At 56.3% G+C, this 22523-nt stretch carries 24 protein-coding genes; 8 read left to right on the top strand and 16 right to left on the bottom strand.

Annotated features, from left to right (window positions below; translation table 11 throughout):
* Positions 1 to 7: 7 nt before the first annotated feature.
* Together ACVBEG_RS09985 and ACVBEG_RS09980 are read right to left on the bottom strand one after the other, a co-directional pair.
* On the bottom strand, positions 8 to 1900 hold the full coding sequence (locus tag ACVBEG_RS09985; protein WP_322215997.1) for a propionyl-CoA synthetase: 1893 nt from the start codon (positions 1898 to 1900) through the stop codon (positions 8 to 10).
* A gap of 105 nt (positions 1901 to 2005) precedes the next feature.
* Positions 2006 to 3220 (bottom strand): MFS transporter, encoded by a 1215-nt coding sequence (locus ACVBEG_RS09980; protein ID WP_322179424.1) that lies wholly within the window; start codon positions 3218 to 3220, stop codon positions 2006 to 2008.
* A 105-nt stretch (positions 3221 to 3325) separates the two neighbouring features.
* Here ACVBEG_RS09980 and ACVBEG_RS09975 point away from each other — a divergent pair, with 105 nt between their 5' ends.
* Positions 3326 to 3883 (top strand): TetR/AcrR family transcriptional regulator, encoded by a 558-nt coding sequence (locus ACVBEG_RS09975; protein WP_322179425.1) that lies wholly within the window; start codon positions 3326 to 3328, stop codon positions 3881 to 3883.
* A 2-nt stretch (positions 3884 to 3885) separates the two neighbouring features.
* Positions 3886 to 5196: a leucine-rich repeat-containing protein kinase family protein gene (locus ACVBEG_RS09970; RefSeq protein ID WP_322179426.1), complete on the top strand. Its 1311-nt coding sequence runs from the start codon at positions 3886 to 3888 to the stop codon at positions 5194 to 5196.
* Between the two features lie 27 nt (positions 5197 to 5223).
* On the opposite strand, the gene ACVBEG_RS09965 is transcribed toward ACVBEG_RS09970, so the two are convergent.
* From ACVBEG_RS09965 to ACVBEG_RS09950, 4 genes are all read right to left on the bottom strand, one after another.
* The gene (locus tag ACVBEG_RS09965) at positions 5224 to 6144 is read right to left on the bottom strand and encodes a LysR family transcriptional regulator (protein WP_322179427.1); all 921 of its coding nucleotides are present in this window, start codon (positions 6142 to 6144) and stop codon (positions 5224 to 5226) included.
* 114 nt (positions 6145 to 6258) lie between these two features.
* The gene (locus tag ACVBEG_RS09960; protein WP_447107641.1) at positions 6259 to 7566 is read right to left on the bottom strand and encodes an OprD family porin; all 1308 of its coding nucleotides are present in this window, start codon (positions 7564 to 7566) and stop codon (positions 6259 to 6261) included.
* Between the two features lie 635 nt (positions 7567 to 8201).
* Positions 8202 to 9242 carry an Ldh family oxidoreductase gene (locus tag ACVBEG_RS09955; protein ID WP_447107640.1) on the bottom strand — a complete coding sequence of 347 codons (1041 nt, stop codon included), beginning with the start codon at positions 9240 to 9242 and terminating at the stop codon, positions 8202 to 8204.
* Positions 9243 to 9346: 104 nt separating this feature from the next.
* Positions 9347 to 9535 (bottom strand): hypothetical protein, encoded by a 189-nt coding sequence (locus ACVBEG_RS09950; protein WP_219060186.1) that lies wholly within the window; start codon positions 9533 to 9535, stop codon positions 9347 to 9349.
* A 288-nt stretch (positions 9536 to 9823) separates the two neighbouring features.
* Between ACVBEG_RS09950 and ACVBEG_RS09945 the strand changes: the two genes are divergently transcribed.
* Together ACVBEG_RS09945 and ACVBEG_RS09940 are read left to right on the top strand one after the other, a co-directional pair.
* Positions 9824 to 11632, top strand: a complete 1809-nt coding sequence (locus tag ACVBEG_RS09945; RefSeq protein WP_322179430.1) for a monovalent cation:proton antiporter-2 (CPA2) family protein — start codon at positions 9824 to 9826, stop codon at positions 11630 to 11632.
* A gap of 311 nt (positions 11633 to 11943) precedes the next feature.
* Positions 11944 to 12150, top strand: a complete 207-nt coding sequence (locus ACVBEG_RS09940) for a hypothetical protein (RefSeq protein ID WP_322179431.1) — start codon at positions 11944 to 11946, stop codon at positions 12148 to 12150.
* A gap of 143 nt (positions 12151 to 12293) precedes the next feature.
* Here ACVBEG_RS09940 and ACVBEG_RS09935 read toward each other — a convergent pair whose 3' ends face one another.
* Positions 12294 to 13508, bottom strand: coding sequence for a molybdopterin molybdotransferase MoeA (locus tag ACVBEG_RS09935; RefSeq protein ID WP_322179432.1), 1215 nt, complete (start codon positions 13506 to 13508; stop codon positions 12294 to 12296).
* Positions 13509 to 13514: 6 nt separating this feature from the next.
* On the bottom strand, positions 13515 to 14054 hold the full coding sequence (gene moaB, locus ACVBEG_RS09930) for a molybdenum cofactor biosynthesis protein B (RefSeq protein WP_322179433.1): 540 nt from the start codon (positions 14052 to 14054) through the stop codon (positions 13515 to 13517).
* Between the two features lie 175 nt (positions 14055 to 14229).
* Between moaB and ACVBEG_RS09925 the strand changes: the two genes are divergently transcribed.
* Positions 14230 to 14454 (top strand): YgdI/YgdR family lipoprotein, encoded by a 225-nt coding sequence (locus ACVBEG_RS09925; protein ID WP_322179434.1) that lies wholly within the window; start codon positions 14230 to 14232, stop codon positions 14452 to 14454.
* A gap of 92 nt (positions 14455 to 14546) precedes the next feature.
* Here the strand turns inward: ACVBEG_RS09925 and ACVBEG_RS09920 are convergent, their stop codons facing one another.
* Positions 14547 to 15437, bottom strand: coding sequence for a pseudouridine synthase (locus tag ACVBEG_RS09920; RefSeq protein WP_447107639.1), 891 nt, complete (start codon positions 15435 to 15437; stop codon positions 14547 to 14549).
* Between the two features lie 417 nt (positions 15438 to 15854).
* Here ACVBEG_RS09920 and ACVBEG_RS09915 point away from each other — a divergent pair, with 417 nt between their 5' ends.
* From ACVBEG_RS09915 to ACVBEG_RS09905, 3 genes are all read left to right on the top strand, one after another.
* Positions 15855 to 16487, top strand: a complete 633-nt coding sequence (locus tag ACVBEG_RS09915; RefSeq protein WP_322215979.1) for a c-type cytochrome — start codon at positions 15855 to 15857, stop codon at positions 16485 to 16487.
* A 10-nt stretch (positions 16488 to 16497) separates the two neighbouring features.
* Positions 16498 to 17415, top strand: coding sequence for a c-type cytochrome (locus tag ACVBEG_RS09910; protein ID WP_447107638.1), 918 nt, complete (start codon positions 16498 to 16500; stop codon positions 17413 to 17415).
* A 167-nt stretch (positions 17416 to 17582) separates the two neighbouring features.
* Complete coding sequence (locus ACVBEG_RS09905) at positions 17583 to 17903, top strand: DsrE family protein (protein ID WP_322179438.1); 321 nt, start codon at positions 17583 to 17585, stop codon at positions 17901 to 17903.
* A gap of 231 nt (positions 17904 to 18134) precedes the next feature.
* Here the strand turns inward: ACVBEG_RS09905 and ACVBEG_RS09900 are convergent, their stop codons facing one another.
* The 7 genes from ACVBEG_RS09900 to cydP all read right to left on the bottom strand — a co-directional run bounded on the left by ACVBEG_RS09900 (position 18135) and on the right by cydP (position 22481).
* Positions 18135 to 18515, bottom strand: coding sequence for a rhodanese-like domain-containing protein (locus ACVBEG_RS09900; protein ID WP_322182706.1), 381 nt, complete (start codon positions 18513 to 18515; stop codon positions 18135 to 18137).
* A gap of 211 nt (positions 18516 to 18726) precedes the next feature.
* Positions 18727 to 19167, bottom strand: a complete 441-nt coding sequence (locus tag ACVBEG_RS09895; RefSeq protein WP_322179439.1) for a group II truncated hemoglobin — start codon at positions 19165 to 19167, stop codon at positions 18727 to 18729.
* An 11-nt stretch (positions 19168 to 19178) separates the two neighbouring features.
* Positions 19179 to 19466 carry a cyd operon YbgE family protein gene (locus ACVBEG_RS09890; protein ID WP_322179440.1) on the bottom strand — a complete coding sequence of 96 codons (288 nt, stop codon included), beginning with the start codon at positions 19464 to 19466 and terminating at the stop codon, positions 19179 to 19181.
* On the bottom strand, positions 19463 to 19585 hold the full coding sequence (gene cydX, locus ACVBEG_RS09885) for a cytochrome bd-I oxidase subunit CydX (RefSeq protein WP_322179441.1): 123 nt from the start codon (positions 19583 to 19585) through the stop codon (positions 19463 to 19465). Before cydX ends, ACVBEG_RS09890 begins: the two co-directional genes overlap by 4 nt.
* 22 nt (positions 19586 to 19607) lie before the next feature.
* Complete coding sequence (gene cydB / locus ACVBEG_RS09880; RefSeq protein WP_322179442.1) at positions 19608 to 20744, bottom strand: cytochrome d ubiquinol oxidase subunit II; 1137 nt, start codon at positions 20742 to 20744, stop codon at positions 19608 to 19610.
* Positions 20737 to 22308, bottom strand: coding sequence for a cytochrome ubiquinol oxidase subunit I (locus ACVBEG_RS09875; RefSeq protein ID WP_322179443.1), 1572 nt, complete (start codon positions 22306 to 22308; stop codon positions 20737 to 20739). Before ACVBEG_RS09875 ends, cydB begins: the two co-directional genes overlap by 8 nt.
* Entirely contained in the window at positions 22305 to 22481 is a 177-nt protein-coding gene (gene cydP / locus ACVBEG_RS09870; RefSeq protein ID WP_322165175.1) for a cytochrome oxidase putative small subunit CydP, read from the bottom strand. Before cydP ends, ACVBEG_RS09875 begins: the two co-directional genes overlap by 4 nt.
* Positions 22482 to 22523 lie beyond the last annotated feature (42 nt).

Below are 22523 nucleotides of genomic sequence, written 5' to 3'. Positions count from 1 at the left end.
TTGGGGTTTATGTTGCTTTCAACGCAGCAGCAATCTCCCCGAGAATCGCTGGATCATCAATCGTCGACGGCGGAGTGAAGTCCTCGCCGTCGGCGATTTTTCGTAGAACACCGCGCAGTATTTTGCCGGAGCGGGTTTTGGGCAGGCGCTTGACCACGACCACACGCTGCAAGCACGCCAGCGCACCGATTCTCTCGCGCACCAACGCCACCATTTCGCTACGCAACTGCTCGGCACTTTCGCTGACGCCGTCCTTGAGCACGATCATGCCCAGCGGCACCTGCCCCTTGATCTCGTCATGCACGCCGATCACCGCACACTCGGCCACGGCGGGATGTTGGCTGACCAGGTCTTCCATCTCCCCGGTGGACAGCCTATGACCCGCGACGTTAATCACATCATCCGTGCGGCCCATGATGTACACGAAACCATTTTCGTCCACATACCCCCCATCACCCGTGTGGTAATAGCCGGGAAACGTCTGCAGATAAGCTTCCAAGTAGCGTGTATGGTCATTCCATAGCGTCTGGCTGCACCCAGGCGGCAATGGCAAGGCGATGACGATAGAACCTTGCTGACCAGGCGCGAGCAACCGGCCCTCCTCATCCACCACCTTCACGTTGTAACCCGGCACCGCACGGTTGCTTGAACCAGGGGCCGGGCTGTGACCTTCAAGACCTACGCACGGTGCAGTCACCGGCCAACCGGTTTCGGTCTGCCACCAATGATCGAGTACTGGCTTGCCAGTCAGCTGTTCCAGCCAGTGATGCGTGCTGGAGTCAAGTTTTTCCCCCGCCAAAAACAACTGTCGCAACGAACTCAGGTCGCGGTTCTTGATCAACTCGCCGTCAGGATCTTCCTTGCGAATCGCGCGCATGGCAGTGGGAGCACAGAACAACGCGTTGACCTTATATTCTTCGATCACCCGCCAATACGCGCCGGCATCTGGCGTACGGATCGGCTTGCCCTCATACAGGATAGTGGTGCAACCGCACATCAGCGGTCCGTAGACAATCAGGGTGTGGCCTACCACCCAGCCAACATCGGAGATGCCCCACCAGACATCGCCCGGCTGCATCCCGTAGATATGGCTCATGGTGAAGGTCAGCGCGACTGCGTTGCCGCCGTTTTCGCGAACGATACCTTTGGGCCGGCCGGTGGTGCCCGAGGTGTACATGATGTATAGCGGGTCGGTGCTGGCGACGGGCACCGGATCGACCGGTTGCACACCGACCAAGGCTGCGTTCCAGTCCAGGTCGCGGCCCTTCTGCAACTGCGCCTGAACCTGTGGGCGTTGCAGCACCAGAACATGGCTCGGCTGATGGCGAGCCAGTTCCAGGGCTTTGTCCACCAAGGGTTTGTATTCAATAACCCGGTCGAACTCCAACCCGCACGAAGCCGTCAGCAGCAGCTTGGGTTTGGAATCGTCGATGCGCAGTGCCAGTTCATGGGCTGCAAAACCGCCGAACACCACGGAGTGGATTGCGCCGAGTCGGGCGCAGGCCAGCATCGCCATGGCCGCCTGCGGGACCATCGGCATATAGATGATTACGCCGTCGCCCTTCTCCACGCCCAATTGGCGGAGCAAACCCGCCAACCGCGCCACTTCGTCACGCAGTTCGTTGTAGCTGTAGCGCACCTTGCTGTGGCTGACGGGCGAGTCGTAGATCAGTGCCGTCTGCTCGCCACGGCCCTGCTCGATCTGATAATCGAGTGCCAGATAGCTGCTATTGAGCTGACCGTCGGCGAACCAGCGATGCGTGCCGTCAGCCAGGGTTTGCAGAGTCTGTCGAGGTGCCTGATACCACGCCACGTTGCGCGCCTGTAGCGCCCAGAAGGCCTCGGGATCGGCGATGGAATGGTCGTAATGCTGCTGATAATGCTTCTGTTGCTGGCTCATCGGTGTCCCTGTGCTTGTTCTTATTGAGGGCTTGGCGAGAAAGACTTACACCCATGAACGTAGCAGATGCACAGAGAAAAACAGCTACGACTTTTGTCGGCCGCTTTAGCCCTGAGCCATCGCACGGGCATTGGCAGAACGCTGGGTCAGCACACCCAGGAGAGCCAGCAATGCCAAGGCGATGACCACCAGGCCATAGACGTTGGTGGTCGCGATCAGCCCGAAGCTGTGTGCCGAGAGCCCGGCAACCAATGCAGGTACACAAAATGCCAGGTAACTGAGCACATAAAATGTCGACATCAGCCCGGCGCGTTCATGGGCGTGAGCCAGTGGCAATAATAAGCGCATGGCCCCAAGGAACCCGGCGCCGAACCCGCACCCGGCAACCACCGTCCCTACGAAAAACAGCCATAGCCAACCGCTGTTGACGGCCGCCAGAATCACCGCGACGCCTACGCCCATAAAGCTGGCACCCACGAACAAGGCCAGGCGGGGTGTACGTTTGCGCAGGTTCAGAATCGCCACCGCGCCACTTAGGGTTAATGCCGCCACGGCCAGCCCGCCATTGAGAACCGACGTCGAGCCGGTTGCTGCGGTTAATAATGATGGGCTCAGCGACAGATAGAATCCGCCCAACGCCCAAGCCGCTATATCCACTGGCAGCACCAGCCACAGCGTGCGTCTCGCCTGAGGTGGTACGTGCAACGAAAGCTTTAGCGACGCCCAGACACCCGGTTGTGGGCTGACCGTTTCCGGCAGACGCCACAGGTACAGAGCCTGCAACACAAAAGCGATCAATAGCACGACAAACGCCATCAACAGCGGCAAGGGCGCGAACGTCACCAGAACACTGGTGCCCAGCGCGCCCGCGGCCATGCCCAGCATCGGTGCGACACTGTTGATCAACGGCCCCTGTGTCTGATCACAATCAAGCAAGGCAGCGCCCAATGCGCTGGCAGCCATGCCCGTGGCGAAACCTTGCAGCACCCGTGCAATGATTAGCCAGGTCACATCGGTGGCGGCGATAAACAATACCATCGACAAAATCTCAAGCACCAGCGCGGCAAAAATGACCGGGCGTCTGCCCAAGTAGTCGGACAATGAGCCGACCAACAACAAGGCCCCCAGTAAACTCAGGGCATACACTGCAAAAATCAGGGTCAGTATCGCCGACGAGAAGCCCAAGCTTTGCTGATACAGGTGATAAAGAGGGGTGGGCGCGCTGGACGCAGCAAAAAAGCACAACACCGTGACGGCAAGAAACCCCAGTGCTCCACGACTACGAACGGTCGGGTCCGGGTTCTGCAAAGGATGAGACATGAGTACACTCTCCGATAAAGCAAACCGTTAAAGCAATAATTTAGCTTTTTCGAGTGTGCAACGCGATCCCGCTTAAAGCAAATTCTTTGTGTTAAGGTCTGCCGCATGGCTATTAAAGAAGGTATTCGCACGGGAGGCCGCAGCGCCCGTGTTCAAGAATCGATCCACGCGGCTATCCGTGACCTGTTGCTCGAGCACGATCGTGCAGCCCTCAGCGTCCCACTGATTGCTGCCCGTGCTGGTGTCACGCCCTCAACCATTTACCGACGCTGGGGTGACCTGACCACGCTGCTTGCAGACGCAGCGGTGGAACGTTTGCGTCCGGACATCCCGGTCAATTGCGGCAACCTGCGCGAAGACCTGCAAACGTGGACCGAGCAATACCTGGACGAAATGAGTTCAGCCCCGGGGCGGGAACTGATGCGTGACGTCGTGGCCAGTAGCGCGGCAACCTGCTCTGGAAAATGCTCTGCCATCGTTCGTGACCAATTACAAATCATCATCGGGCGCGCGCTCGCCCGAGGTGAGACTGCTCCACCGGCCGAAGAATTGATGGACGCCATCGTTGCGCCAATGGTGTATCGCATCCTCTACGCGGAAGCACCACCGAGCCTGGAACGCATGCATCGATTAATCGACATCTGCCTCGCGCGGCAGGATTAATGATGACGATCGACAATCAAACTCATACCCTTGAGCGTCTGCGCGCTGGCAAGCTTGCGGGCATCACACGGCTTGATCTGTCCTGCGGGCTGACCGAGTTTCCTGCGGAAATTTTCGACCTCGCGGACTCGCTGGAGGTGCTCAATCTGACCGGCAATGCGTTGAGCCGCCTGCCGGAAGATCTGCACCGTCTGAAACACCTGCGCGTGTTGTTCTGCTCGGAAAACAGGTTCACCGAGCTGCCAGCCAGTATAGGTCAGTGCCTGCAGTTGCAAATCGTCGGGTTCAAGGCCAATCAGATCCGCTACGTTCCTGCTCAGGCACTGCCGCCCTTGTTGCGCTGGCTAATCCTGACGGACAACTGCATTGAGGCCCTGCCCGACGCACTTGGCGCCTGCAGTGCCTTGCAAAAATTGATGCTGGCGGGTAATCGCTTGCAGAAGTTGCCTGAGAGTCTGGCGACCTGCACGCAACTTGAACTGGTGCGTATTGCGGCCAACCGCCTGACTGAATTGCCCGACTGGTTGTTGAAACTGCCCACGCTTGCCTGGCTGGCCTACGCCGGAAACCCGCTGACCGTAAGTCCCGCTGAAACGCCCATCCGCCAGATCCCGTGGGAGCATCTGCAGGTACAACAGCAACTGGGCGAAGGCGCTTCCGGGGTGATCCAACAAGCCCTGTGGCAACGTCAGGAGAACCAATCCACGCCTGTGGCGATCAAGCTCTACAAGGGCAGCATCACCAGTGACGGCTCCCCGCTCAACGAAATGTCTGCCTGCATTGCTGCGGGGGCTCACCCACAGCTGATCGAAGTCCAGGGGCAGATCGCTGAACACCCACAGGCACAGGTTGGTCTGGTGATGCAATTGATCGCCCCCAGCTTCAGCAACCTCGCTGGCCCGCCCAGCCTGGACTCCTGCACCCGAGACATCTATGCCTCAGGCACCCGGTTTTCGCTGGACGTCGCCCTGCGCCTGGCCTGCGGCATCGCCTCGGTTGCCGAGCATCTGCATGCAGGCGGTATCTGCCATGGCGACCTGTACGGGCACAATATCTTGTGGGACGAGGACGGCGATTGCCTGCTCGGCGATTTTGGCGCAGCGTCGTTTTATCCGACAGCCAACACCGCTCAAGCACAGGCACTGGAACGCGTTGAAGTCAGGGCTTTCGGGATCCTGCTGGGTGAATTGCTGACGCGTTGCGATCCAGCACCTGCCGAGTGGCTACTTAACCTGAAAAGCCGATGCACGCATCCCGACGTACTGGCAAGGCCGTCGTTTGCACAGGTTCATGGCGAGTTACGGCGCCTGTGACACGATGCAGTGCATTCACCCCTGGAGCTACTGGTCATACCCATGCCGGGCGAGCCCCCGCGCCGCCTCGGCAAAACACTCGCTCACCCAATCGACGAACACCCTAACTCGCGGGGACATGTGGCGGTTGTGCGGATACAGGACCGACACGGGCATCGGTGGCGGCGGGCATTGAGGCAACACTTCACGCAACACATCTTCGGACAGTTGCTGAGCAACCCGATAGCGCGGCACCTGAATGATGCCAATGCCGGCAACCGCCGACGCGGCGTAGATTTCAGCGCCAAACACCGCGACGCGACCCTCGAGCAGGACCTCCTGGCATTGCCCATCAACCATAAACTCGAAGGGGTAAGGTTTGCCGGTGGTTCTGGAGACATAGTTCACGCCCGTGTGAGTCGCAAGGTCCCTCACCTGTTTCGGCACCCCGTATTTGCGCAGGTACGCCGGGCTTGCACAGGTCACCTGCTCCAGCATCGCGATACGACGGCCGACCAACGATGAATCGCTGAGGTTGCCGGCCCGCACCACGCAATCCACGCCCTCCTGAACCAGGTCCACCAATCGATCAGCTTCGCTCAGGGTCAGTTGAATATCAGGATAACGCGCCATGAAGTCCGGCAAGGCTGGCACCACGAAGTACCTGGCCAACGTGCCGTGCAGGTTGATCCGCAGCATGCCTTTGGGCGCGACGCTGCGGAACGCATGTTCGGCATCTTCCAGTTCCGCCAGTAAATGGATGCATCGCGCGTAGTAGGCCTCACCGTCAAGGGTAGGTTTGACCCTGCGCGTGCTGCGCTCCAGCAAGCGCGTGCCGAGCCAGGCTTCCAGTTGGTTGAGGCTGTGGGTCAGCGTCGCACGCGGCAGGGTCAAGTCTTCAGCAGCCAACGTGAAGCTGCTGCGCTCATAGATACGCACGAAGATTTTCATCGCCTTGACCTGATCCATCATGGCCCTCGTCAATTGTTGACGTTTTTTGAACAGTCCTGCGAATTTAGCACGAGCCCGCCTTGTCCTGTCGAAGTGGCTGGACAAGGCGGCGTCGAAGCCGAAGACAATGCCTTATATAAAAGGAATGCTGTAGCTGACGATAAAGCGGTTTTCGTCTTTGTCGGCCACATCGTTGCCTCGAAGCACCGCACTGCGCCACGTAAAACCCAGTCCCTTGAGGCTACCTTGAGGGATCACATAGTCGATACGGAAGTCATGCTCCCATTCGCTATTCTGCTTGTTGAGCGCTTGAATATGCTGACCATTCCAGTAGGTATAACCCGGTAAGCCGAGGGTTGAAAAGTCGTAGGCATACGCGGCCATTGTCGTGTCTTCGCCTGCATTGACGAAGCGCAGAACCTGCGAATTGGTGATCAAGTAAGGAGAGCGACCCTGGTCCTGGTTAATATGAGGGAAGTCACTACGCCCGCTCGTTTGCTGATAGCCAACACTGATAGAGTGGCCTTGCAGGCTATACGTGAACAGGCTGCTCCATAGACGGTTATCTACTTCGCCCTTGCCAATACCTTGACCATAATAGCCCGCACTGACATAACCTTGATCACGGCCCGAAGCGCTGGCATTTTCACCGTCTGAGGTGCTATAGAAATAACGCAAGTCTGTTTTCAGCTGACCGACGGGCAGTTGCCACTGGTGAACCAACCCAAGAAAGTGCTGCTGATAAAAATCTTTCAAGCCGCCATAGTAGTATTGCAGTTGCAATTGCGGAGTGGCTTGATAATCAACCCCACCGTAATAGAACTGATTACTGAATTTCCCGGTGTCCGGGTTGTTTGCGCCCGCAATCGACATCCCCTGGGTATTTGAGGAGTTACGATCAGCCACCTGTTTTATATCACCCACGATAAAGTTTAAATGCTCAAACTCTTTTGATTCTACTTGCCACCCCTCAAAGGTTTCCGGCAATAAGCGGCCGTCGTTGTACGTCAAAACAGGCAGTTTCGGGAGCAACGTGCCGACCTTTAGCTGAGTCTGGGAAACACGAAACTTAGCGGTGGCCCCCAGCCGGCCATAATCATTAACCGCTTCTCCGTTGCTGTCCAAAGGAAATACACTTCCCGGGGTGTGATCCTCTTCCTTCTTACCCACGCGCCCTGCGGCGTCTAACCGCAGGCCATACAAGCCCAGCACATCCAAACCAACCCCTATCGGTCCCTGAGTGAAACCTGACTGGTAATTAAGAATGAAGCCCTGGCCCCACTCACGGTCAGAAGGTGCCTTTGCATTACGCGTGTCTTGGTTGAAGTAAAAGTTACGCAGGTCAAGTGAGGCTTTGCTGTCCTCAATGAAACCAGCGGCATGCGCTTGCTGTGCGACACCAAGGGCCATGACCAGCGTGAGGTAAGTTTTATTGCGCATCGTTGTCTCCGATCGGCAGTGCTAATTCAGGGCTAACGGCCGTCCTAGAGCAGTTGCGGCGTTGAGTGGCGGCAATTTAAAGGATTTTATTTATTCTTTATAAGAATGAATTATTATTTTTTTATCTTCTTTTGGAATATATAAATCCCTAAATCGTTAACCTTTCCATGAGGATGTCTGCACGAACTCATTCCTCGCGGACGCTTGGCAGCGCCACACCATGGTTCCTGACAACAAGGGTAATCGTCACGCCCATTGGGGCTGCGCCCCTTTATAACCGGGGTTTCGAGGGGTCAGATCGGGGATTGAACAACGCTGATCGCTACGCGTTAACGGGGCGTATTTGTCGTGAAGTGGCCCGCTAGATACTGGCTCTAAATGAGGGCATTACAGACTTTAGAAAAAAAGAGTTGCTCTTCATATCTACGTGTCAAGACTACAAAAGTTACAGCCATTCAAGATGACACCAACGGTCGCTGATACCCCTTCCTCTGCGGTAACCATCATCCTGCAGGCCTGCAACTAGAGCCGGACTTTATTCGGTGCCCATAACAGACTCGCCTGATAATGGACTCGCGCGGTGTATCTGACGCGAGCCTCTACAAGCAAGCCTGCTGCAGGTTTAGGGTTTAACCCTATACCCCGGCCAACTCTCGCAATCGCGCCAGTTCAGCCACGGGAATATCGATGCCATGGACCAGCGCCTTGGCGCGCTGCAGGTAGCGGCGGTCACCGGGCATGCGCTCCTGACCGACGTCATGCATCCGCCGGACCAGTTCCTCACTGCGCTCGGCAAAGTTCTGCCCGGAACCCTTGTTCGGATCAATGACGATAAACAACTGACCCGTCCAGGGGGTCTGTGCACCGGGATGCTTTGACCAGTCGAACTCGAACGAAAAATTACCGCCCGTGAGCCCTGCGGCGAGCAATTCGACCATCATCGACAAGGCTGAGCCCTTATAGCCACCAAAGGGCAGCAACGCACCACCATCAAGGATCGCCTTGGGATCCTCGGTCGGCAGCCCGGCGCGGTCCACACCCATGCCCGGCGGCAACATCGCGCCCTTGCGAGCAGCGATCTGCACGTCACCGTTGGCAATAGCACTGGTGGCCAGATCGAACACAATCGGGTCACCACCCGCCCTGGGTGCGGCAAATGCAATTGGATTGGTGCCGAAAAGCGGTCGCTGTGCACCATGGGGCACCACGCACGTCATGCTGTTGACCACGCTCAACGCCACCAGCCCCTCACGAGCGAACGGCTCGACATCGGGCCACAGCGCCGCGAAATGGTGCGAGCTGCGAATCGCCAGAATGGCAATCCCCGCGCTCTTGGCTTTCTCTACCAGCAACGGTCTGGCAGCCGCCAATGCCGGTTGAGCGAAGCCGTTAGCCGCATCGACCCTAATAAATGCCGCGCCGACATCCTCGACTTTTGGCACCGCTTTGCCGTCGACCCAGCCGCTGGCCAGGGACGAAAGGTAACCGGGAATTCTGAAAATTCCGTGACTATGGGAACCGTCACGCTCAGCGCTGGCACAGTTTTCAGCCAACACACTTGCCACTTCCGGCGAGGTGCCGTTGCGCAGGAAGACCTGACGCAGCAACTCGACCAACTCAGGAAAAGAAATGTTTTGCGTCTCGACGTGGGCCGCGGTATCGCTGGATGCAGACATTTTAAGCTCCGGTATATTTTTTTTGAGGGAGGTAATGGCGTTCTTCATTGATCCCGCACGCTTGCTCAAGCAGGGATTGAGCAAGCCTGAGCGTCACCTTGTCATCAGGGCTTGACCTTGCGCCGCATGAACCCGTTGATGATCACCACCAACACCGCGACCGAGATGGCAATGTACTGAAAGGTCTTCTCGGTGATCACGCCGATGTTCTGCAAGTGTGACAAGCCCAACATGATCCCAAGCACCACCAGGGCGATCAGAATCGAATACGTCAAACGCTGTTTGTTAGTCATTACGGCTTCCTGAATACCTGTAGAAATCATTTGCTCTGCGCAACTCCGGGCCCATGGTACCGCTGATGACTCGCAGACGGCAGCCTGGCATACAAATCCCCGGTACTGGCCGCCGGGTTACCCGATAGAGGCTTCGACACTGATCCTGTGACCCTGATCAGAACAAAATGAACGCCAATGAGATAAACATCACATGTTTTAATGCCGCCCTATTCAAGACGGTTGCCGCCAAGCTTCCGCTCTCGCGCTTTAGCAGTGATCGAACAGCGATACATCAAGGAGTTCACTATGCCCAACGAAGGCAATCTACTGCAGGCCGCAGTCGTATTTCTGCTGGCCGCAGTATTGACCGTACCCTTGGCCAAGCGCCTGCAACTAGGCGCAGTGCTCGGGTATCTGTTTGCCGGGGTGATCATCGGCCCTTCAGTGCTGGGCCTGATCGGCAACCCGCAAAGTGTCAGCCATATTTCCGAATTGGGCGTGGTGCTGCTGTTGTTCATCATCGGCCTCGAGTTGTCGCCGCGACGTTTGTGGGTGATGCGCAAGGCCGTGTTTGGTGTTGGGCTTGCCCAAGTACTGCTCACCGGGGTGGCTATCGGCAGCGTCGCCCTGCTCGCCTTCGATCAGTCGTTTAACAGTGCGGTTGTGTTGGGGCTGGGTTTAGCACTGTCGTCCACCGCCTTCGGCCTGCAAAGTCTGGCCGAGCGCAAGGAGCTTAACAGTCCACACGGACGGCTGGCCTTCGCCGTATTGTTGTTCCAGGACATCGCCGCGATCCCATTGATTGCCATGGTGCCGTTTCTAGCGGGGGTGGATCATAACGCCAGCACCTCAGACCACCTGACTCATGGTCTACGGGTGGTGGGCAGCATCGCTATTGTGGTGATCGGCGGGCGCTATCTGCTGCGCCCGGTATTTCGGATCGTAGCCAAGACCGGTCTACAGGAAGTCTCGACCGCGACTGCATTGTTGGTGGTGATCGGCACAGCCTGGCTGATGGACCTGGCGGGGCTATCGATGGCCATGGGGGCGTTTCTGGCAGGCCTGCTATTGGCTGACTCCGAATATCGCCACGAACTGGAATCACAAATCGAGCCCTTCAAAGGATTGCTGCTCGGGCTGTTTTTTATCAGCGTCGGCATGGGTACCAATATTGGCCTGCTGGCCAGCGCACCGCTGACCGTGCTGGGGCTGACAGTGCTGCTGATTCTAATCAAACTGCCCTTGCTGTTTGGCATCGGCCGTCTGGTCGGCGGCCTGGACCAGCACAGCGCCTTGCGCTTGGGCGTCGTGCTGGCAGCGGGTGGTGAATTTGCCTTCGTGGTGTTCAAGATCGGCCGCGACCAAGGGCTGTTCGAAGCGCGGCTGTACGACATTCTGGTGCTGACCATCACCCTGTCCATGGCCATGACGCCGCTGCTGTTACTCCTGATTTCGCGACTGCTCAAACCCAAAGTCACGCCGCAGATCGTGCCGGACGAGTACCGCGATATCGCCAGCGATTCGCCCAGGGTGGTCATCGCGGGTATGGGCCGTATGGGGCAAATCGTTGCGCGGATTCTGCGGGCACAAAAAATCTCCTTCGTGGCATTGGATAACGCCGTGGAGTCCATTGAGTTTTCCCGCAGCTCCGGCCATCTGCCGGTGTTCTACGGCAATCCACTACGCCCGGAAATTTTGCGTGCGGCCAAGGTTGATCAGGCAGAGTTTTTCATCATCGCCACTGATGACCCGGACACCAACATCAAGACTGCCGAGTTGGTGCGCAAGCTTTATCCGCACATAAAAATCATCGCCCGGGCACGCAACCGTCAACATGTGCACCGGCTGATGGACGTAGGTGCTCAGGCGGTACGTGAAACGTTCTACTCCAGCCTGGAGATGAGCAGGCGTACGTTGGTGGGGCTGGGTCTGAGCCAGGCTCAGGCCGATGCCCGGGTCAGTCGTTTCAAGCGTCACGATGAACAAGTGCTGAATGCCCAACATTTGGTGTATGACGATGACGCCAAAGTCCTGCAAACCGCCCGAGAAGCGAGAACGGAACTGGAGCAATTGTTTGAAGCCGACCGTCTGGAGGAAGAGTCCGCCAAAGACTGACAATATTCAGGCGCTCAACTCAGCTAATCAAACCTGGAACACACCCCATCGAACAAGCCTGAAGGAGCCTTCTCTTCGGACTTGCTCGATTGTTAGACAAACCCATCTATATTCAGGATAGTTTCAGCGGCCATATATAAACTTCCTACATAAAATTTAAAACTGTAGAAATACCCTACACGATTTTCCGCAACATTCACCCCGCCAAGCTATTTACCCCGACACCCGAAACTGTAAAAATTCGTTTGCAGCATTGCGCCTGGCAACTAACAAATACCACCTCCACTGAATAACTATAAGAGCTGATCTATATGAACCCGAACACTGCGACTGCTATCGACCTGTCGCTACCTGTCGCTGCCCCCCACACAACCAAGGCTTTTGGCCTGGAAAACCTCATGGCCCTGCGGGACGCGCTGATTGTTCTGAAAGGACCATTGGGCAATATTCCAGCCTTGCGCACCCGCATTCAGGACAGCGTATTTAATCACGCGGCGCAAGACCGCCTATTACGATAACGAACGCCTGAATCAACGCCGTCCAAATAACGGCCCCGGCTCGATCACCGGGCGGCCATAAGCCACGGCGACCAAAACGATTGGATCGACGTTGAGATGTAAGCGCCAGGTTTATAACCGCACCCACCACATGAGTCCGGTCGTTAGCCCAGCACCTCACTTAAAGGAATGAAGTTCAGCCAGTCACCTTCGGCGACCGTGGTCCCTTCGCGCACTTCAATCAGGCCTTCGGCCCACGCTGCGCTGCGCAGGACGCCCGAGCTCTGGTTGCTGTAGAGCACGGCGCGGCCTTGTTCGAATCGCCCGCGCAGATATTCGCGGCGGTCTCCGGCCTTGTTCCAGGTGAAACCGGCAGGCACCGGAAACTGCAGCGGCGCGACATCGGCGACGCCCTGACGGCGCAACAGATAGGGCCGGGCGAGTAATGCGAAGGTCACCAGAGTAGAGGCTGGATTGCCCGGCAAACCAATCACCGGCACACCACGAAAATGGCCAAACGTCAGCGGCTTCCCAGGCTTGATCGCCAGCTTCCACAATGACAACTCGCCGTCCTCGCGCAGGGCATGTCCGAGAAAATCTGCCTCGCCCACCGATACACCACCGGTGGAAAGAATTAAATCGACGTGCCCCAGAGCGCCCAACGCGTTACGGGTTTTTTCCAGATCGTCTGGCAAAATCCCGGCGTCGTACACCTCGCAGCCCAACCGCTGTAACCAACTGCACAGCAACACCCGATTGCTGTTGTAAATCTGCCCAGGGCCCAGCGGTTGGCCCGGCTCGATCAACTCATCGCCGGTGGACAACACAGCAACACGCACGCGCCGCACGACATTAAGCCCGGCCAGGCCCAACGATGCTGTCAGGCCCAGTTCAATGGGCCCCATACGCGTACCGACGGCCAATACTTGCTCGCCAATCGTTGTTTCCTGGCCCTGGGGACGAATGTTTTGCCCGACTCTCATCGGCTCAATGAAGCGCACCCGCTGATCGACGAGTACCTCGGCGTTTTCCTGCATTTCTACGCAATCGGCGCCCGCCGGCACGGGCGCGCCGGTGAAGATCCGGGCACAGGTTCCAGGCGTCAATGGTTCGGGCGCTTGCCCGGCAAATATGCGCTGACTGACCTCCATTGGCTCACCCTTCCAGTCCGCCAGACACAAGGCGTAACCGTCCATGGCGCTATTGGGCCAAGGCGGCAGATCCAGGGTTGCAATCAACTCCTCGGCCAGAACCCGACCTTGCGCATCGGCCAGTACGACCCGCTCACGCTCAAGGATCGGCGTCGCCTCGGCCATCTCCAACAAGCGCGCCAGCGCCACTTCTACAGGCATCAACGATCGCGCTTTAGTGCGGCTCATATCAGTTTATCCGCGGGTTTCGCAGGGCTCGGCCTGCTTGAGGTGGGCGACGAAGTTACACGGACGGTGACGTGAATCCAGCTGTTCGGCAAGAATACCGTCCCAACCGGTACGACAGGCATTGGTCGAACCCGGCAGGCAGCAGACCAATGTGCCGTTGGCCATACCCGCCAGCGCGCGGGACTGCACGGTAGAGGTACCAATATCCGCCACGGAAATCTGCCGGAACAGCTCACCAAACCCATCGACCTGCTTGTCCAGCAAGCAGATCACCGCTTCAGGTGTACTGTCGCGACCGGTAAAACCTGTGCCGCCAGTGATCAGTACAACCTGCACGTCATCGTCGGCAATCCAGGTGGCAACCTGAGCACGGATTTTGTACAGATCGTCCTTGAGCAGCACGCGCTCGATCAGGCTATGACCTGCGGCGGTCAAGCGGTCAACGAAGACTTGCCCAGACGTATCGGTTTCAAAGGTACGGGTGTCGCTGACGGTCAATACGGCAATATTCAATGGCACGAAAGGTGTTTCAGCCTTCGCTTTCATAGGCTCAATCCAAAGAGAGGGGGAACAGCCTGTTGTTATATCACAGCCCCCTTTTCACTCACCCTTCGTTGATCTGAGTCAGCGATTGCGACAAGCCACTACTGTCCATGGAACTTGCGGATGATGTATACGTCTCAACCTCAATAATCAAAGCATTCCCTGACGGAGACACACCATGACTCAACGGACCTTACCCGCCGCCTTCCTGCTGGCTCTGAGCCTCGCAAGTCTCGCCGGCTGTGCTTCGCCCACAGTCATCACTCTCAACGACGGGCGCGAAATCCAGGCTGTTGATACGCCCAAGTATGATGAAGAATCGGGTTTCTACGAATTCAAACAGCTTGATGGCAAAGAAACTCGCGTCAACAAAGACCAGGTGAGTACGGTTAAGGATCTCTGATCCTTCACAACATCGCTTGCGATTTTGTTCAAAAGCCCGCCCTGCGCGGGTTTTTTGTATGCGGAGCACATTCATCCATCGCGAGAAACAACCTACCAGTCGAGCGCCAGTTGCGTCTCGAATTGCCTGTCTTCCCCGGACAGCGGGTCAATGAAACGCAGACCCTGAGCTAACAGCTTCAGCGGCTGAGTATAGTCATCCACCGCATCTTTGAGCACGTCAGGATAAAACGGATCATTGCAGATCGCCGCGCCCAGAGCCGCCATGTGCACCCTTAACTGGTGTTTTTTGCCCGTCACGGGGTACAAGCCGTACCGCCAATATTCGCCATTGCGTTCACTGACTTCGATGCGCGTTTCTGTGTTGCTGATACCTGGCCCTTCCTGCATCCGAAAGAAGGGTTCGCCCGCGACCAGCCGGCTTTTATGCACACGAGGGAATTGCACTTCGGGCAACGCACGGGCAATGGCCTCATAGCGCTTGTCGATCTGACGCGTAGGAAACAGCGACTGATACGCCGAACGACTCTCCTTGTTTGCCGAGAACAACACCAAGCCTGCCGTGTGCCGGTCAATTCGGTGCAGTGGTACCAGGTCCGGATTATCCAGACGACGGATCAAGCGTCGGAGCAAGGTCTGCTCGACGTACTCACCGGCAGGAGTGACCGGTAAAAAATGCGGTTTGTCCGCCACCACCAGATGCTCGTCCGCATACAGGATCGTCTCTAGCACCGGTATCGGCGTTTCGTTCGGAACCTCGCGAAAGTAGTGGACACGCAAGCCTTCCCGGTAAGGCAACTCGACAGCTATGGCCACACCCTCCGCATCCAGAACCCGTCCCCTGGCTATTCGGTCCAGCCATTGCTCCCGGCTAATGGCGGAAAAATGCGCGCACAGACAATCGAGAACCGTTGCCCATGGCCCTGCTGGCAGGTACAGGGTGCTTGCTTGGCTCTGCGCGGGAGAAAAAACGGGCTCGGACATGGGTAGGCTCAAATCTCGGAACGCCTTGACTGGCTGGCTGCGCATTATCGCGCAAAGGCTGGGCAGAACCTAATGGCACCCGCTCATCCCGGCGCGTGGTGTAACAGCGGCTGCGCACTTCGCTGCCCATGCCCCCATTTAGGCGTGACGGACACCCTGGCTAACCGTAGGTGATGCATGCCTGCCACCGCGGTGAGGGGCCATCGAGAACGCCTAAACCGCGATGCTTTCTAGGCTCTCTGACTGTCTACGAACTCAAAAATGCGCACCGGCCCTTGGAATATTGGGTGAATGCCGGGGCTGCGAACAATTCGCTGTTGATACAGGGACCAAGGGATTATTTCTGCTCTACTCGCTACGATGGATGGGCATGGAAAAGAGGCACCTGATGAAAAGCCAATAATAATGAGGCTACTGATGGAAATTTCTCGATGGGCATTAGTTGGTCTGGGCAGCATGCTCGTTAGCCCAGGGTTTGCTGCGGACGCGCAAGAAATATTTACCCGAGGTGGCTCTCACCCTGGAGTCATCGCCTGTTCAGCCTGCCATGGCGCAGACGGCCTTGGGATGCCTGCGCCAGGTTTCCCAAGGCTAGCGGGCCTACCTGCTGAATATTTGGCAAAGCAGATTTCGGATTTCAGCTCTGGATCCAGGGCAAATGCCATCATGTATCCAATTGCCAAAGCATTGAGCCATGACGAATCAAAAGTCATCGCCGCCATGCTAGCCAAAATGCCAAGCCCGGAAGTTACACACGTAAATCGCGCGCACACAGCACAAGGATCTGGCGAGGTCCTTGCCTTGAGAGGCGCTTGGGACAGAAATATCCCTGAGTGCGTGGCTTGTCATGGTCCCAGTGGCGTCGGGGTAGGAGGCCTCGTCCCTCCGCTATCAGGCCAGTCAACGCAGTACCTGACCTCACAACTCAATGCCTGGCGACAGGGTACCCGAAACAATGATCCGAATGACCTCATGGGCCATATCGCTCGCTCATTGACCGATGACGAGGTTGAAGCAGTGTCAAAATATTTTGCTGAACTCAGTAAATAGAGGCCGGATCATGAAGTTAACAATTACAGCATTCATCAGCCTCAGCATAATGTCGTCAACTTACGCAGCAGAAACGGTGGTCTCGACTTCTGAGGCCAACATCCTCGACGGCACTCAAAAATCAGCACCGTCCTTTGTGCCCCCAGCCGAGGATACTCTGCCCGATAATGCTTACGGTCGCTTGGTGCTGCAAGGCCATGCGATATTTGTCGACACTAAAGCGAATGCGCCTGAGTTCGTCGGTAACGGATTGAACTGTACAAATTGCCATCTTGAGCAGGGTCGAAAAGCCAACTCGGCGCCCCTTTGGGCTGCTTACACGATGTACCCGGCTTATCGAAAAAAGAACGACAAGGTCAATACGTATGCTGAGCGTCTACAAGGGTGCTTTCAGTTCAGCATGAATGGTAAACCGCCTCCAGCTGACAACGCGGTGATAGCAGCGTTGACGGCATACTCATACTGGCTGGCGACTGGAGCGCCCACCGGCAAAGAGCTACCGGGACGCTCCTATCCCGAGATTCCCCAGCCCGCTGGAGGTTTCGATTTAGCTAAGGGCAAAACAATTTATGTTGAGCAATGCGCCCTATGTCACGGCGATGAAGGCCAAGGACAGAAGGCTAGCTCGGACTACGTACTCCCGCCATTATGGGGCAAGGACTCGTTCAACTGGGGAGCTGGGATGCATCGAATCAATACTGCTGCCGGCTTCATCAAAGCGAATATGCCTCTGGGCAAGGGTGGAACACTTTCCACAGAGGAGGCTTGGCATGTTGCAGCCTATATGAATAGTCACGAGCGCCCCCAAGACCCAAGGATCATCGACGGTTCGATCGAGCAAACGAGGGTGAAATTTCATGCCAATGATGGGGTTAATCTTTATGGCCAGAAAGTAGATGGCGTCTTGATAGGTCAGGGGACAAAGTAGTTTCCAACCCGATCGCCATTTAGATTTCGATGCTCACCCCTGCTTTGGGCGCATGGCCCCATACAGCTTTCTATTGAAAAATGTCATGCAGCACTCACTATATCCCGTTGACGCCTCTGAAAAGAGGCGTTATCCACCACATTAATCGACCTTGAAGGCCTTGAATAATGGATCTCAGCGAAATCGATAACCTTCATGTTGTGCTGCATGCTCCGACTCCCGATGCTTTGGCACGCGCCCGCAACAATGCAGTGAACCTATTGAAAGATGCTCCTCAGGCAAACGTCAGGATCATAGTCAATTCAAAGGCTGTTGCGGCGACCCTTGATGATCCAAATAGTGAAACGGACGCGATAACCTGGGTATGTCCAAACACGCTGAAAAATCTTGATCGTTGCGTGTCGGCGCCACTGAGAGTGTTGGCGCAAGGTGCCGTTTCTGAGCTTGTCAAAATGCAATCAGAAGGTTGGTTCTATATTCGGGCATAACGTTACTTACCGCTGCCGCTTTTTTAACGTCTACCCGTTAGTACTGGGCAGGTCCTGCTACCCAGCCAGTTCGATGGACCAATGTCTGGCAGCACCGCGATAAATACAGCGTTTTGTCGCCACGCCTACCCGCTGAGGGCATTGCGCCCTTCCCCATCAATGGACGATCCACCTTCGAGCCAGACGTGCTGCACACAGAATCTTACTGGATCGTCCATAGAACCCAAGGTGCTACTCGAAGATGGGTAAATGTGGACCCACGATCGGCTTTTCTGCACTAACCCAGGCGTCGAATCCACCTGTGATTGATTTGACATGCAGGTAGCCCATGTCATGCAGCGATGCGGCGGCGAGCGCTGCACGACCGCTCGTTTTGCAGTACAGCACAATCTTAAGGTCCCGCGAACTGAGCTTGGAATCGTTGGTCAGTTTGAACTCCAGCATGCCGCGCGACGCGTGTATCGCGCCAGCGAGATGGCCGGCAGCATACTCGTCAGCTTCACGCACATCGATAAGTACATCCGCATCCTGGATAGCCTGATCAACGTCTTCGATGGCCACTTCTTCGATACGTGCTTTAGCGTCGGCTACCAGATCATGGGCAGTTTTAATCATGATGTTTTGGAAGATTCCAGTTGGGAGAAGTCAATGTTTTCTTGCTTAGCATAACCATATTGGATAACCCTCTACGCACGGGACTGCACGGGAGGGTTATTCAATCTGTTACAAGCAAGACGCCTAAAGAATTACAACGACTTGGTCGAGTGGTACCCATCCATTGTATCGAAACCTTCGGAGGCGCGGATTTCGGCACGCCGGACGTTCAGCCCGACGCCGCAACACCTGTACTGCTCACATCGGTGTTAATCATGTGGTCGGCCATTTCTGAAAACATACGTTGCAGCTTCGCATTCAGGGCTGAGTCATCCACCTGCTCGTTGATCGCCTGGCGCATGCACAGCATCCATTCGTCGCGCTCGACAATACTGACCGCAAAGGGCGCGTGTCGCATACGCAAACGCGGGTGACCACGCTCCTGTTGAAATAGTGGCGGGCCGCCAAGCCAGCCACTCAGGAACTTAAATAGACTGTCCGCGCTGCCGGTGAGACTCGGCGGGTGCATCCCGCGCACTCTTCGTGCCTCGGATAGCACCTCCATCAGTTCGTAAAACCGGTCGACCAGTGCATGGATACCCGCCTCACCCCCTAACTGGAGATAAGCACTGGCATTGTTCTTGTGCTGGGCGCTCAATAGTTCAGTCATGTCATCAGCACTCAATGTAGGAACTTCATCCAACTGGCGAGCGCAAGCGCCGCAAGACAGGTCCAGCCTGAAAACAGCCAACGCCAGACGGGCATGCGCGGAACAAAACCCACACCTTTCACAAAGGCAACGCTCATGGCTGCGAACAGCGCGGTAGCGAGAGCATGGTCAGCTTTCCCATCGGGGGCTGCTATCAGTGGGGGATATAGCGTGCAAGCGAGCATGATCGCCACAGCGATAACCAAACTCAGCAAATGTATGCGTGAGGTCGGCGAGGCGTTAGCGACGCGGGCCATCATGACTCTGCCTCGTCACTGTCGATCATGGCTCGGCCAGCTTCGTTCTCGCCCCACATCGCATTCAATATAGCCAGCAACAATGCAAAGCCGACCCCCAGCATCCAGGCGAAATACCACATAATTTTTACTCCTTTGCTGGCACTAGTAGGCTGAATGGTCGTTGGCTTTGATATGCGCGATGGTCACCTTGCCCCGCATGACGCGGTACGCCCATGAGGTATAAAGAACAATCAGCGGCATGAAGATCAGCGCGGCCCAGAACATGATGGCAAGGCTAAGATGGCTTGAAACGCTGTCCCAAACTGTCAGGCTCGCAGCCGGCATTGACGACGACGGCATAATGAACGGAAACATCGATACACCCGCAGTGCCGATGACACTGACAACAGCAAGCGATGACGCCACAAATGCTGAGAGTGTACGGCGCGCCATCAGCAACATGGCCGCGCCCGCCGCGCCAGCCAATCCCATCGCAGGCAACAGCCACAGCAAAGGGTAACGGCTGTAATTTGCCATCCAGGCACCTGCTTCGCGCACTACAGACTTGCCGAGGATGTCGGGTAGTCCAGCGGTGTCAATCACCGACGTAATGCGATAGCCATCAATCGATTGCAGCCAGATCCCGGCGATTACGAACGAGCACACCAACACGATTGCCGCCCCAACCGAGCCCTTGATGGCTCTGGACTGGATGACACCTTCAGTGCGGTGTGCCAGATAGCTTCCGCCCTGCAGAGTTATCATTGCGCTGCTGACGACGCCCGTCAGTAGTGCGAAGGGATTTAGCAACTGCCAGAAGCTGCCTGTGTAGGTTGACACCAGATAGTCATTGAACTGGAACGGTACGCCTTGCAGCAAGTTGCCGAACGCGATCCCGAACACCAGTGGAGGAACTGTCCCCCCCACAAAAAGTCCCCAATCCCAAGTGCTGCGCCAGGTTGGATTGTGGATCTTGCTGCGATAATCGAAGCCCACCGGGCGGAAGAACAACGCCCAGAGAACCAGGATCATCGCCCAGTAGAATCCGCTGAACGCCGTCGCATAGACCACAGGCCATGCTGCGAACAATGCGCCGCCAGCGGTGATGAACCAGACCTGATTCCCATCCCAATGAGGACCGACGGTGTTTATAACGACGCGCCGCTCCATATCATTGCGGCCAACGAAAGGCAGCAAGGTGCCGACCCCCATATCGTGGCCGTCCATGATTGCGAAACCGATTAGCAGTACGCCGACCAGCGCCCACCAGATAATTTTCAGGGTGAAATAATCAAGCATGGTGGCTTTCCTTCAAATTAGCGTCGTAGGCATAACGGCCAGTTCCGAGACTGCCTGGACCTTGACGTGCGAACTTGACCATCAAGAACATCTCAACCACCAACAGCGCGGTGTAGAAGACGATGAATCCTGCTAGCGAGCCGTACAGGTTGTTGACGCCGAGCGTGGATACGCTCATGTGGGTTGGCAGCACACCATAGATAGTCCAGGGCTGACGGCCGTATTCGGCCACGAACCAGCCAAGTTCGCAGGAGATCCAAGGCGCAGGCAGCATGCAGAGAGCCAAACGCAATAACCAGCGGCGTCGTGTGCAAGTCGACTTCAATGTGCTCCAGAACGCCAGCCCAAAGAGCAGCAGCATCGCAAAGCCGAGACTTACCATGATCCGAAATGCCCAAAACATAGGTGTCACACGTGGCACGGTATCGTTGACGGCTTTATCTATGATGGCCGGTGTGGCCTGATTGACATCCTCGACATACTTTTTAAGCAGCAGGCCGAAACCGAGGTCTGCCTTATATTCTTCGAACACCTGTAGCGCAGCGGGATCACCGCGATGCTTGCGCAACGTTTCCAGCGCATTGACTGCGGTAATGCCGCGCAGGATACGGGCCCGGTTTTTCTCCTTGATCTCATGGATACCAGGAATTTGCTTGCTGACTGACCGGGTGCCGATCAGGCCCATCAGCCACGGCACTTCAACTTCCCAGTTATTCTTCGATTCGGCTTCGTTGATGCTGGCCACCAATGTCAGGCCGGCGGGTGCAGGTTTCGTTTCCCACATGGCCTCCATGGCTGCCATTTTGGTCTGCTGGGCCTCGCCCACCGTGTAGCCAGACTCGTCACCCAAGACGATGACACTCAGCACTGACGCCAAGCCAAAGGCTGCCGCAACCCGAAAGCTTCGCTTTGCAAACTCGACATCTCGATTCTTGAGCAAATACCAACTCGAAATCGACAGCACAAACATCGAACCGGTGACGTAACCGGCCGAGACGGTGTGCACAAACTTGGCCTGTGCTACTGGATTGAAAACCACAGCCCAGAAGTCGACCATTTCCATGCGCATGGTGAGATAGCTGAATTCAGAACCCACCGGATTTTGCATCCAGCCATTGGCAATCAGGATCCACAGCGCTGAAAGGTTGGTACCAATGGCCATCAGCAGCGTGACCAGAAAATGGTGCTCCTTTTTTAATCGGTCCCAACCGAAGAAGAACAGGCCAATCATTGTTGATTCGAGGAAGAACGCCATCATGCCCTCGATCGCCAGTGGGGCACCGAAGATGTCGCCGACGTAATGCGAGTAATACGCCCAGTTGGTACCGAACTGAAACTCGAGTGTGATACCCGTGGTCACGCCCAGGGCGAAGTTGATACCGAACAGCTTGCCCCAGAAACGCGTCATATCTTTCCAGATGACATTACCCGTCATCACATAGACGCTTTCCATAATGACCAGCAGCCACACCATGCCAACGGTGAGAGGTACAAAGAGAAAGTGGTACAGCGCGGTGGCTGCAAACTGCAGCCGTGACAAATCCACCAGATGTTCTGAAATCACTTGCTTGCCCCTTGAGTCGAGGTAGGTACGCCGAACCTGTCGCCGATGGTGTTCGAGTCGACGCTAACGCGCGAATCTCGGATGAACAGCCACCAAAGCACTGTCAGCACCATCAGCTTGATTAGCACTGCTATTAGCAGATGGCGCCGCAATCGTTTGTCGGAATTGGTCATGACTATGCAGTTAGCACACGCCATGCCAAGAGGGGAAATGTG

The sequence above is a fragment of the Pseudomonas sp. GG8 genome, from assembly GCF_052976945.1.
The sequence above is the reverse complement of the archived record's forward strand: the minus strand, read 5'-3'. Positions and strand labels throughout refer to the sequence as shown.